This window comes from Modicisalibacter muralis, from assembly GCF_900102945.1.
In the GTDB taxonomy this organism is placed as follows: domain Bacteria; phylum Pseudomonadota; class Gammaproteobacteria; order Pseudomonadales; family Halomonadaceae; genus Modicisalibacter; species Modicisalibacter muralis.
The window spans coordinates 1-12,703 of record NZ_FNGI01000005.1 but is presented as its reverse complement, the minus strand read 5'-3'; the positions used below and the strand labels follow the sequence as shown (position 1 = coordinate 12,703).

General features: G+C 61.8%; 9 protein-coding genes and 1 rRNA gene. 7 read left to right on the top strand and 3 right to left on the bottom strand.

Features of this window, described 5'->3' with window-relative positions; genetic code table 11:
• Nucleotides 1-121: 121 nt before the first annotated feature.
• From BLR92_RS10005 to pabB, 3 genes are read right to left on the bottom strand one after another with little or no spacing between them, the layout of a single operon-like run.
• The gene (locus tag BLR92_RS10005; RefSeq protein ID WP_089728104.1) at nucleotides 122-904 is read right to left on the bottom strand and encodes an ABC transporter ATP-binding protein; all 783 of its coding nucleotides are present in this window, start codon (nucleotides 902-904) and stop codon (nucleotides 122-124) included.
• The gene (locus BLR92_RS10000; RefSeq protein ID WP_245704167.1) at nucleotides 901-1,974 is read right to left on the bottom strand and encodes a FecCD family ABC transporter permease; all 1,074 of its coding nucleotides are present in this window, start codon (nucleotides 1,972-1,974) and stop codon (nucleotides 901-903) included. Before BLR92_RS10000 ends, BLR92_RS10005 begins: the two co-directional genes overlap by 4 nt.
• Before the next feature lies 1 nt (nucleotide 1,975).
• Nucleotides 1,976-3,343, bottom strand: coding sequence for an aminodeoxychorismate synthase component I (gene pabB, locus BLR92_RS09995; RefSeq protein ID WP_089728103.1), 1,368 nt, complete (start codon nucleotides 3,341-3,343; stop codon nucleotides 1,976-1,978).
• A 279-nt stretch (nucleotides 3,344-3,622) separates the two neighbouring features.
• Here pabB and BLR92_RS09990 point away from each other — a divergent pair, with 279 nt between their 5' ends.
• The 7 genes from BLR92_RS09990 to BLR92_RS09955 form a co-directional block, all read left to right on the top strand.
• Nucleotides 3,623-4,354 carry a GntR family transcriptional regulator gene (locus BLR92_RS09990; RefSeq protein WP_175488776.1) on the top strand — a complete coding sequence of 244 codons (732 nt, stop codon included), beginning with the start codon at nucleotides 3,623-3,625 and terminating at the stop codon, nucleotides 4,352-4,354.
• Complete coding sequence (prpB, locus tag BLR92_RS09985; RefSeq protein WP_089728099.1) at nucleotides 4,351-5,238, top strand: methylisocitrate lyase; 888 nt, start codon at nucleotides 4,351-4,353, stop codon at nucleotides 5,236-5,238. The genes BLR92_RS09990 and prpB overlap by 4 nt, the downstream gene beginning before the upstream one ends.
• Nucleotides 5,239-5,303: 65 nt before the next feature.
• The gene (prpC, locus tag BLR92_RS09980; RefSeq protein WP_089728097.1) at nucleotides 5,304-6,431 is read left to right on the top strand and encodes a bifunctional 2-methylcitrate synthase/citrate synthase; all 1,128 of its coding nucleotides are present in this window, start codon (nucleotides 5,304-5,306) and stop codon (nucleotides 6,429-6,431) included.
• A 192-nt stretch (nucleotides 6,432-6,623) separates the two neighbouring features.
• A complete protein-coding gene (gene acnD / locus BLR92_RS09975) occupies nucleotides 6,624-9,260 on the top strand; it encodes a Fe/S-dependent 2-methylisocitrate dehydratase AcnD (protein ID WP_089728504.1) in 2,637 nt (878 codons plus the stop codon).
• 1 nt (nucleotide 9,261) lies between these two features.
• Entirely contained in the window at nucleotides 9,262-10,452 is a 1,191-nt protein-coding gene (gene prpF / locus BLR92_RS09970; protein ID WP_089728095.1) for a 2-methylaconitate cis-trans isomerase PrpF, read from the top strand.
• 96 nt (nucleotides 10,453-10,548) lie between these two features.
• Nucleotides 10,549-12,033, top strand: a complete 1,485-nt coding sequence (prpD, locus tag BLR92_RS09965; RefSeq protein ID WP_089728093.1) for a 2-methylcitrate dehydratase — start codon at nucleotides 10,549-10,551, stop codon at nucleotides 12,031-12,033.
• 561 nt (nucleotides 12,034-12,594) lie between these two features.
• Nucleotides 12,595-12,703, top strand: a 16S ribosomal RNA gene (locus BLR92_RS09955); the annotation flags it as partial.

The following is a 12,703-nucleotide window of genomic DNA, read 5'->3' as shown; positions in this document are numbered from 1 at the left end:
GCAACGCCTCCGATAATGTCGATACCCTAGCAAAGCGCGGGGCCTTCGCCCCAATACTGTTTGGTTCGATCCTTATATAACTCGAATATCAATACGCATCGATGCCTTAGTAATTTCGGTGCTATATGCCCAGACGCCGAGTGGCTGCCAGCGGAGTAATGCGAGGTGGCTGGTCAGCAGGCCATTCGATGTGCGTTTCAATCGCGTAGACTTCGCGCAGCCGGGCTCTGGTGAGAACGTCGCCGGGGGTGCCGTGGGCCACGCTGCGCCCTTGGTGCAGCATCCAGACATGCGCCGCGAAACGCGCGGCGAGGCTAAGGTCGTGAATCGCCATGATCACGACGATACCGCGCTCGCGCGCCAGGCGCGACAGCCATTCGAGCACCTGCAACTGATGATGCAGGTCGAGCGCGCTGGTCGGTTCATCGAGCAGCAGCAGTCGCGGTTCGCGAACCACTGCCTGGGCGATCGCCACGCGCTGGCGCTGGCCACCGGAAAGCGTGGCCAATGCGCGCTCGGCCAGGTCCTCCAACTCCAGCGCACGCAGGGTATCGCGCACTTTGTACAGGGCTTCGTGACCATGCTCGCTGGTCCGCGTGCGGCGTGCCAGTAGCACCGCTTCGAACACCGTAAGCACGCTGTTCGAGCCGATGTCCTGAGGCAGGTAATAGAGCTTCTGGGCGCGCGCCGTGAAGGAGGTATTCGAGAGCGAGGCGCCATCGAGCACGATGCCGCCGGCGGCGGTCACCAGGCCGGCAATGTTCTTGAGCAGGGTCGATTTGCCGGCGCCGTTAGGGCCGACCAGGGCGGTGATCTCGCCGGGCCACGCTTCGAGATCGTCGACCCGATGCAGAATCGGCTGGCCACCCATGCGGCAACTGAGACACTCGATACGCAGGCTCATCCCCATATCTCCCGGCGGCCGCGTAGAATCAGCGAGGCGAAGAACGGCAGGCCGATCAACGCGGTGATGATACCCACGGGAAACAGAATGCCGGGAATCAACGTCTTCGACACGATCGACGTCAACGACATGATCAGGGCGCCGCAGAGTCCCGCCATGGGCATGAAAATGCGTTGGTCCTCGCCGACCAGCAGCCGGGCGATATGCGGCCCGACCAGGCCGACGAAACCGATGGTGCCGACAAAGGCCACCGCGGTGGCGGCCAGCAGCGAACAGCACAGCAGCACCGTCAGGCGCAGGCGGCCGACATTGACGCCCAACGCCTTGGCGTGGATGTCGCCCAGGCGCAGCGCGGTCAAACGCCAGCCGGCATGCGCGAACACGGGTACGCAGAGCGCCAGTGTCAAGGCGATGAGTCCGACCTTGCTCCAACTGGCCTTGGCCAGGCTGCCCAGCGACCAGAACATGAGTTGCTGCAAAGCCTGTGGCGAGGCCAGATATTGCATCAGCCCGAGCAATGCATTGAAAAAGAACATGATGGCGATGCCCAGCAGCACCATGCTCTGTACGCTCACGCCGCGTAGTCGGCTGACGCCCCAGATCGTCAGTGAGGCCAGCATCGCCAACACGAAGGCATTGCCGGTCACCAGCAGGCTGCCGGCGATGGGTATGACGCCGAGGCCGAGAACGATAGCCAGCGCCGCGCCGAAACTCGCCGCCGAGGACACGCCGAGCGTGAAAGGGTCGGCGAGGGGATTGTCGAGGATGGTCTGCATCTCGGCACCGGCCAGCGCCAGAGCGGTGCCGACCAGCAAGGCCATCGTTGCCACGGGCAAGCGAATCTCCCAGACCACCACGCCGAGCAGCGATGATGTGTCGCCGGGGTTCAGGAGAGCGGCGACGATATCGCTAAACGGATAATCGCTCGGGCCAATGGCGACATCGCTAACGAAAGAGGCCAGTGTCAGCGCGGCCACCACGACGAGCAGCATCAGTTGCCGGCGACGACGCGCCAGATAGCGCGTGACGCTATCGCTAGCCGGGGCGGACGCAGTGTGGCTTTCGATCACATCATGTCCCCTGTGAATGTGAATCCTGAGCCAGGGCTTCCATCAGTCGGCCGATTTTGTCCAGGGTTTCACGATACTCGGCTTGTTCCTCGGAATCGGCGACCAGGCCGCCGCCGCCCCATAAATGCAACAGGCCCGCATCGGCCACGGCGCTGCGAATGGCGATCGAGGTGTCCATGTGGCCACGACTATCGACGTAACCCAGGCTACCGCAATAGACGCTGCGCCGGCTGGGCTCCAGTTCGTCGATGATCTGCATGGCGCGAACCTTGGGCGCACCGGTGATCGAGCCACCGGGAAAGGCAGCGGCCAGCAGGTCCAGTGGCGAGCGGCCGGCGCTTAATTCGCCGGTGACCACACTGACCAGATGATGCACGTTGGCGTAGCTTTCCAGGCCGCATAATTGCGGCACGCGTACGCTGCCCGGCGTGCACACCCGGCCCAGGTCGTTACGCAGCAGGTCGACGATCATCACGTTCTCGGCGCGGTCCTTGCTGCTTTCGGTCAATGCCTGGGCCAGTGCCCGATCCTCCCATGGTGTGTCGCCACGTGCGCGGGTGCCCTTGATCGGGCGCGTTTCCACCCGGCCTTCGCGAACGTCGAGAAAGCGCTCCGGTGACAATGACAATACCGCCTTGTCGTCCCATGCCATATAGCCGGCGAACGGCGTGGGCGTTGCCTGGCGCAGGCGCCGGTAGGCTTGCCAGAGATCGCCCCGGTAAGGCGCACTGAAGCGCTGGGCAAGGTTGATCTGGTAGCAGTCCCCGGCATGGATATAACGCTGCACGGCGCGAAAGCGCTCGCCATAGCCGGCGCGATCGATCTCGGCGCTGAAGTCGGCGGTGATCGCAAAAGAGCTTTCGGGCGCCGGCTCGGCATTCAACCACTCCAATACCTGCGCGCGACGCTGCGCGGTCGCGACCAGCCAGGCCTTGCAGTGTTGGTGATCGTGAATCAACGCCCAGTCGTACAGACCCAGGCGGCACCATGGCAGGGATGTGGCATTACGCGAGCGATCCGGTAGCTTTTCCAGGCGGCGGCCAAGGTCGTAGCCCCAATACCCGATCAGCCCGCCGAGAAAGGGCAGCTCGCTTTCGGGACCATCGAGTTCGAGGCTGTCGAGTAGTACCTGCTGCGCGGCGAAGGGGTCCTCGGGTAGCGCCAGGGGCGCATCGCAATGCAGGTTGCCGTCCAGTCCGACCTCGAAAATGGCCAATGGATCGCTGGACAGGATGTCGTAACGCCCCCCTGGCCCCTCGGGTCGACCGCTATCGAGCAGCACGGCACCACGCCGCTGGCGCAGGCGCGCGAAGCGTTCGAGCGGATCGCCATGGTAGGGCAGTGGGGTGATGTCGAGTCTTGGTTTCATGCGGTGCATCCCTTGGCAAGCGGACCATTCTAGGCATCGCATAGAGGTTTGTCCGCCGACGCCTCGCTTTTTTGCTGCCCGGGGCCTGCCAATGCCTGTCTATGGCCTTTCAATTCAGGATCGGTTGATGCAAGGTTTGCGCACTGATTGTCGACAACTGGCAAGGGCTTCTGTGTCGTTTCTACGCCAAAAGATGTAGATGATGCGTATCCATCCACTATTGACCGATGGAGACGGGCTGGCTAAAGTTCATGCACCTTTTGATTGTCGACAATTGCCATGAATTCGAAGATGCAGGAGAGCGCTTTCCCCGAGGTTCGCACGCTGGCCGAGCGGGTCTTCAATCAGCTTCAGGATGCCATCGTGCGTGGTGAGCTGGCGCCCGGCACCAAGATCACCGAGCCCGGGTTATCGCAGACCTATGGAATTTCGCGTGGCCCGTTGCGTGAAGCCATGCGGCGTCTCGAGACTCATCGATTGATCGAGCGTGTGCCGCATGTCGGCGCGCGGGTGGTCAAGCTATCGATGCAGGAGCTGCTCGAGCTATTCGATGTGCGCGAAGCGATGGAGAGCATGGCGGCGCGTCTGGCCGCTCGCAATATGAGCAGTGAAGAGATAGCGGGCATTCGCGAAGTGCTGGCATTGCATGAACGCCAGGCCGACCTGCAAAGCGGCGAAGCCTATTACCAGCGTGAAGGCGATCTCGATTTTCATTATCGCATCGTTCTCGGCAGTCACAACCGCATGCTGATGACGATTCTTTGCGACGATCTCTATTACCTGGTGCGTTTGTATCGAACCCAGTTCAGCGCCAATGGCACGCGCCCGCAACGCGCCTTCGTCGAGCACCACCGAATCGTCGATGCCATCGAGGCTGGCGATGAGGAGCTCGCTGAATTGCTGATGCGTCGTCACGTCAGCGCCTCGCGTGAGAACGTGGCCGAGCGTTATACCGCCGTGCTCGAAGCAGAGCAGGTCCCCATGCCCCCTATTCAAAGGACGTCCTCATGAACCGATTGACCCCCGGCGCGCGTTTTCGTGCCGCGCTCGACGCCCACCGACCGCTGCCCCTCGTCGGCACCATCAATGCCTATAGCGCGCTGATGGCGCAGAAGGTCGGCCACCAGGCGATCTACCTGTCCGGCGGCGGCGTGGCCAATGCCTCGTTCGGCTTGCCCGATCTGGGCATGACCACCATGAACGATGTGGTCGAGGATGCCCGGCGGATTACCGCCGCTACCGATTTGCCACTGCTGGTGGATATCGACACCGGTTGGGGCGGTGCTTTCAATATCGCCCGAGCCATCAAGGAAATGGGGCGCGCTGGCGTGGCGGCCGTGCATCTCGAGGATCAGGTGGCGCAAAAACGCTGCGGTCACCGGCCCAACAAATCGATCGTCTCCAAGCAGGAGATGGTCGATCGCATCAAGGCTGCCGTGGATGCCAAGCTCGATCCGGACTTCTACCTGATTGCGCGTACCGACGCCTTCCAGAAAGAAGGGCTCGAGGCCGCCATCGACAGGGCCAACGCCTGCGTCGAGGCGGGTGCCGATGCCATCTTCGCCGAAGCGGTACACACGCTGGATGACTACCGGGCGTTCTGCGAGGGCGTGGATGCGCCGATTCTCGCCAATATCACCGAGTTTGGCGCCACGCCGCTGTTCACCCAGCAAGAGTTGAAGGAAGTCGGCTGTCGCATGGTGCTGTATCCGCTGTCCGCTTTCCGCGCGATGAACGCGGCGGCGCTAACGGTCTATCGCAACATTCTCGAAAAGGGCGACCAGAAGGCTGTCGTCGAAATGATGCAGACGCGCGACGAACTCTACGATTTCCTCGACTACCACGATTTCGAACGCAAGCTGGACACGCTTTTTGCCGCGCAGAGCGACGACTGAGCGACCCAGTCGCACGGCAATACAGCGGCAAGTTACATCAGAACTCATATATCAGGAGACATGTCATGGCAGAGCAACCGACCAACGGCGCTGGCCTGCGCGGCCAGAGCGCCGGCAGCACGGCCTTATGTACTGTCGGCAAGAGCGGTTCAGGCCTGACCTATCGTGGCTACGACATTCACGACCTGGCCGAGTATGCGCGATTCGAGGAAGTGGCTCATCTGCTGCTCAAGGGTAAATTGCCGACCCAGGCCGAACTCGATGCTTATATCGACAAGCTGAAATCGCTGCGGGGCCTGCCCGAGCCGCTGAAGAAGGCCCTCGAGCTGATTCCGGCCGATGCGCATCCGATGGACGTGATGCGTACCGGGGCCTCGGTGCTCGGCAATCTCGAGACCGAGCAGAGTTTCGACGAGCAGCAGGAACAAAGCGATCGCATGCTGGCGGCATTCCCGTCAATCATCAATTACTGGTACCGCTACTCCCACGATGGCGTGCGCATCGATACCGAAACCGATGACGTCTCCATCGGCGGCCATTTCCTGCACTTACTGCATGGCGAGCCGGCGAGCGAGCTGCACGCCAGGGTGATGAACGTCTCGCTGATCCTGTATGCCGAGCACGAATTCAATGCCTCGACCTTCACCGCGCGGGTTTGTGCGTCGACGTTGTCGGATATTCATAGCTGCGTGACCGGCGCGATCGGCTCATTGCGTGGTCCGCTGCATGGTGGCGCCAACGAGGCGGCGATGGACATGATCGAAGACTGGCAGACGCCCGATGAAGCCGAACGCAAGATTCTCGGCATGCTCGAGCGCAAGGAAAAGATCATGGGTTTCGGGCACGCCATCTACCGCGAGTCCGATCCGCGTAACGCCATCATCAAGCAATGGTCAAAGAAGCTCTCCGAGGATGTCGGCGACGATCGACTGTATCCCGTCTCGGAGCGTGTCGAGGCGGTCATGTGGCGCGAGAAGAAACTGTTCTGCAATGCCGACTTCTTCCATGCCAGCGCCTACCATTTCATGGGTATTCCGACCAAGCTGTTTACCCCGATCTTCGTTTGCTCACGGCTGACCGGCTGGTGCGCGCATGTCTTCGAGCAGCGTGAGAACAATCGCATCATCCGCCCCAACGCCGATTATATCGGGCCGGAGAAGCAGGCATGGGTGCCGATCGAGCAGCGCCGCTGAAGTGTCTCTGGGCCGGTGAACGCGCGTCTTTGGGCGCGATAAAAAGCCGGTCCGGAGAAGCAGGCATGGGTGCCGATCGAGCAGCGCGACTGAGCTCTCTGCCTGGCTGAACGGGCGATCATGGCGTGGCCATGATCGCCCGCTGTCACCCTGTCTCCCGATCCTTTCGATACCGCGATGGACCCCGCCGCCATGAATACCCAATACCGCAAGACGCTGCCTGGCAGCGAGCTTGACTACTTCGACGCCCGCGAGGCCGTCGATGCCATCCAACCCAACGCCTACGCCAAACTGCCCTATACCTCCCGCGTGCTGGCCGAGCAGCTGGTGCGCCGCTGCGCCCCGGCGATGCTGAGCGATTCCTTGAAGCAGCTCATCGAACGCCGGAGCGACCTGGATTTTCCCTGGTACCCGGCACGTGTCGTCTGTCACGACATTCTCGGCCAGACGGCGCTGGTCGATCTCGCCGGGCTGCGCGACGTCATCTCTGAAAAGGGTGGCGACCCGGCCAAGGTCAATCCAGTGGTGCCGACCCAGTTGATCGTCGATCACTCGCTGGCCGTGGAGCATGCCGGCTTCGAGCAGGATGCCTTCGCGCAGAACCGTGCGATTGAGGATCGCCGCAACGAGGATCGCTTCCATTTCATCGACTGGACCAAGACCGCATTCGAGAACGTCGACGTGATCCCGGCCGGCAATGGCATCATGCACCAGATCAACCTGGAGAAGATGTCGCCGGTGATCCAGGTCCGTGCCGACGAAAATGGCAAGCGCGTGGCCTTTCCGGATACCTGCGTGGGCACCGACAGCCACACCCCGCACATCGACTGCCTGGGCGTGATCGCGATTGGCGTGGGCGGTCTGGAGGCGGAAACCGTGATGCTGGGCCAGCCATCGATGATGCGCCTGCCGGATATCATCGGCGTCAAGCTCACCGGCAAGCGTCAGCCGGGCATCACCGCCACCGATATCGTGCTGGCCATCACCGAGTTCCTGCGCAAGGAGAAGGTGGTCTCGGCGTATCTGGAATTCTTCGGCGAGGGCGCGGCCGACCTGACCATCGGCGATCGCGCCACCATCTCCAACATGACCCCGGAGTTCGGCGCTTCCGCCGGCATGTTCTACATCGACGACCAGACGCTGGATTACCTGAAACTGACCGGACGCGAGCCGCAGCAGGTGGCGCTGGTTGAGCAATATGCCAAGCACACCGGCCTGTGGGCGGATGATCTGGTCGAGGCCGAGTACGAGCGGGTGCTGGAGTTCGATCTGTCCAGCGTGGTGCGCAATATGGCCGGCCCCTCCAACCCGCATCGACGGCTGGCGACCAGCGAGCTTGCCGAACGTGGTATCGCCGTACGCTCTTATAAGGACAGCGCCAAGGCCCAGGCCGAGGAGCGGGAAGGCAAGATGCCGGACGGCGCGGTGATCATCGCCGCTATCACCTCCTGCACCAATACCTCCAATCCACACAATGTGGTCGCCGCCGGTCTGCTGGCCAAGAAGGCCAACGAGTTGGGCCTGATCCGCAAACCCTGGGTGAAGTCGTCCTTTGCGCCGGGCTCCAAGGTTGCTCGCCTGTATCTGGAAGAGGCCGGCCTGCTGGCGGAACTCGAAAAGCTCGGCTTCGGCATCGTGGCCTACGCCTGCACCACCTGTAATGGCATGTCAGGCGCGCTGGACGCGAAGATTCAGCAGGAGATCATCGATCGCGACCTATACGCCACGGCGGTGCTGTCCGGTAACCGTAACTTCGATGGGCGTATCCATCCCTACGCCAAGCAGGCGTTTCTGGCTTCGCCGCCGCTGGTGGTAGCCTACGCCATCGCCGGCACCATGCGCTTCGATATCGAGCAGGATGTGCTGGGTCTCGACGAGAGGGGCAATCCGATCACGCTGAAAGACATTTGGCCGTCCGACGACGAGATCGACGCCATCGTCAAGGCAAGCGTCAAGCCGGAGCAATTCAATCGCATCTACATTCCCATGTTCGATCTGGATAAAGGCGAGGCAGCCAAGAGCCCGCTGTACGACTGGCGCGAGATGAGTACCTACATCCGTCGCCCACCGTACTGGGAAGGCGCGCTGGCCAACGAGCGCACGCTGAGAGGCATGCGAGCGCTGGCGGTGCTGGGCGACAACATCACTACCGATCACCTGTCGCCGTCCAACGCCATTCTGCCGGACAGCGCGGCAGGAGAGTATCTGGCGAAGATGGGCCTGCCGAAGGAAGACTTCAATTCCTATGCCACCCACCGCGGCGATCACCTGACTGCCCAGCGCGCCACCTTTGCCAACCCGAAGCTGCTCAACGAGATGGTCCGCGACGAGAAGGGTGAGGTGATCCAGGGCTCGCTGGCGCGCCTCGAGCCGCAGGGCGAGGTGGTGCGCATGTGGGAAGCGATCGAAACCTACATGGAACGCAAGCAGCCGCTGATCATCGTCGCCGGTGCCGATTATGGCCAGGGCTCATCGCGTGACTGGGCGGCCAAGGGCGTGCGTCTGGCCGGGGTCGAGGCGATCGTCGCCGAGGGCTTCGAGCGTATCCACCGCACCAATCTGGTGGGCATGGGCGTGCTGCCGCTGGAGTTCAAGCCGGGTACCACGCGCCTCACCTTGGGCATCGATGGCAGCGAGACCTACGATGTGGTGGGTGAGTTCACGCCCCGTGCGGAGTTGACCCTGGTGATCCATCGCCAGAATGGTCAGCGCGAGGAAGTGCCGGTCACCTGTCGCCTCGATACTCAGGAAGAGGCATCGATCTACGCGGCGGGTGGCGTGTTGCAGCGTTTTGCCCAGGACTTCCTGGAAGCCGAGGAGGTGGCCTGAGATGAGCCAGATTCCCCAGATTCGTATTCCCGCTACCTATATGCGCGGCGGCACCAGCAAGGGCGTGTTTTTTCATCTCGACGACCTGCCTGAAGCGGCACGGGTGCCGGGCGAGGCGCGCGACAGATTGCTGCTGCGGGTGATCGGCAGCCCCGACCCTTACCAGAAGCAGATCGACGGCATGGGCGGGGCGACCTCGAGCACCAGCAAGACGGTCATTCTGTCGAAGAGTGAGTCGCCCGACCATGACGTCGACTATCTGTTCGGACAGGTCGCTATCGACAAGCCCTTCGTCGACTGGAGCGGCAACTGTGGCAACCTGTCTGCCGCGGTGGGTCCCTTCGCCATCACCAATGGTTTGGTGGCTGCCGAGCGCATTCCACACAACGGCGTGGCCACGGTGCGTATCTGGCAGGCCAACATCGACAAGACCATCGTGGCGCGAGTGCCGATCACCGACGGTGAGGTGCAGGAAACCGGCGACTTCGAACTCGACGGCGTGACGTTTCCTGCCGCCGAGGTGGCGGTGGAGTTCATGAGTCCGGCCGACGGCGAGGGGGCGATGTTTCCTACCGGCAATGTCGTCGACAATCTCGAGGTGCCGGAAAGTGTCGCCAAGGGTGGCGTGCTCGAGGCGACCCTGATCAACGCCGGCATTCCGACCATCTTCGTCAACGCCGCCGATATCGGCTACACCGGCAGCGAGCTTCAAGAGGCGATCAATGGCGACCTGCAGGCGCTGGCGCGCTTTGAGCTGTTGCGCGCCCATGGGGCGGTGCGCATGGGGCTGATCGATCACATCGATCAAGCCGCTGGCCGCCAGCATACGCCCAAGGTGGCTTTCGTGGCGCCGCCAGCCGGTTATGTGACGTCCAGCGGCAAGACGGTTACCGCCGATGACGTGGATCTGCTGGTGCGCGCCCTTTCCATGGGCAAATTGCATCACGCCATGATGGGCACCGCTGCGGTTGCCATCGGTGTCGCGGCAGCGGTGCCGGGCACTCTGGTCAGTCGGGCCGCGGGCGGTGGCGAGCGCATCTCGGTGTGCTTCGGCCATCCTTCCGGCACCTTGCGCGTGGGTGCCGAGGCATGCCAGATCAATGGAGACTGGACGGCGACCAAGGCGATCATGAGTCGCAGCGCCAGGGTGCTGATGGAAGGCTGGGTGCGCGTGCCGGGTGACGCCCTCTAGTCGGTGACGTTGGCTGATGGGGCGTCTCGCAACGATACTCCTGGCAGTAAGGGATGTGCCTGGACGCCTATTCAGCGAAGCAGAGGAGGCAGCAATATGAGTGCAACCGTCGAAAGCAATGTCCGCCCGGATTACGACGCCGAGCTGCAGAACATCGCCGATTACGTGCTCGGCTACCGCATCGACAGCCAGGAAGCCCTGGATACCGCGCGCAACTGCCTGATGGATACCCTGGGTTGTGGGCTTTTAGCGCTGCGTTTTCCTGAATGCACCAAGCATCTCGGCCCGTTGGTCGAGGGCACCATGGTGCCGCATGGCGCACGCGTGCCGGGTACATCGTTTCGACTCGACCCTGTCAAGGCTGCCTGGGATATCGGCTGTATCATTCGTTGGCTGGATTACAACGACACCTGGCTGGCCGCCGAATGGGGTCATCCTTCCGATAACCTGGGCGGCATTCTGGCGGTTGCCGATCACCTGTCGCAAAAGCGCATCGCCGAAGGCAAGACGCCACTAACCATGCGCGACGTGCTCGAAGCCATGATCATGGCGCATGAGATCCAGGGCGTGATCGCGTTGGAAAACTCCTTCAACCGCGTCGGCCTCGATCATGTGGTGCTGGTCAAGGTCGCGACCACGGCGGTCGTCACCAAGATGATGGGGGCCGATCGTGAGCAACTGCTCGCCGCGCTGTCGCACGCTTGGGTCGATGGGCAGAGCCTGCGCACCTATCGCCATGCGCCCAACGCTGGTTCGCGCAAATCCTGGGCGGCGGGTGATGCCACCTCGCGCGGCGTGCGTCTGGCGGATATCGCTCTGCGTGGCGAGATGGGTATTCCCGGCGTGCTGTCGGCTCCGCAGTGGGGTTTCTACGATGTGCTGTTCTCCAAAACCAACAAGGACCAGAAGCTCAAGGATGAGAGCCAGCGCAAGTTCAGCTTCTCCCAGGGCTACGGCACCTACGTGATGGAGAATATCCTGTTCAAGATATCATTCCCCGCCGAGTTCCACTCCCAGACCGCCTGCGAGGCCGCCGTCTTACTGCATCCGCAGGCCAAGGATCGAATCGACGAGATCGACAGGATCGTCATCACCACCCATGAATCGGCGATTCGCATCATCTCCAAGGTCGGCGACCTGGCCAATCCGGCCGACCGCGACCACTGCCTGCAATACATGACTGCCGTGCCACTGGCCTTCGGCAATCTGGTCGCCGAGCACTACGAGGATGATTTCCATAAAAACAACCCGATCATCGATGACTTGCGCGGGAAAATGGAGATTGTCGAGGACGAGCGTTACACCCGCGAGTACCTCGAAGCCGACAAACGCTCGATCGCCAATGCCGTTCAGGTGTTCTTCAACGATGGCAGCAAGACCGAACAGGTCGCCATCGAATATCCGGTCGGCCATCGTCGGCGCCGGGCGGATGGTATTCCGTTGCTGGAAGCCAAGTTCAAGACCAACCTGGCCACGCGCTTCCCGACGGGGCGCAGCCAGAAGATCTTCGCTCTGTGCAAGGATCAGCAGGGCCTGGAGGCGACACCGGTCCATGAGTTCATGGATTTATTCGTAATCTGACACCCGCCAAGCGCTGCGATGTTTGAGCGGCCGGGTGGGCGCTTGCTCCGCTATTCTGGGGCTGGGTTCGCTAATTACAGAAGCAATCGTGGCGAGCACGAGATTACTGAACTAGACTTTTTTGTCGGCAGGGCTTGTCAGGGCGCCCTCCAGGCCGTAGAGTACGCATCCGCTGCCGGCAACGAGCAACCGTTGTCAGCGGTGAAAGATGATGCAATGGCTTGATTGCGTTGGGATTTTTGGTTCGGCAGGCGATGCCGGGCTTGAGTTATCCACAAGGGTTTCGCCAGCACATCACCGCCGATTCGATCTTGACAGAATGGCCCGGATCGGTAGAATACGCCTCTCTCGCAGCGAGGCAGTCAGGGTTTTAGTCCTGGCGCAGACGCAAGTTGCGACGCTCTTTAACAATCGATCAGGTAATTCATGTGGGCGCTTGTCGACGATGCGGTGATCAGTCACCGACGATCGAGACAAGCGACTCGTCAAGTTTGAGACGTTTGAGCTCGAGCCAAGCTTGATCCGCTTTCTTCTTCGGAAGGGCAAGGATCACAATGATTGCAACTGAAGAGTTTGATCATGGCTCAGATTGAACGCTGGCGGCAGGCCTAACACATGCAAGTCGAGCGGCAGCACGGGAAGCTTGCTTCCTGGTGGCGAGCGGCGGACG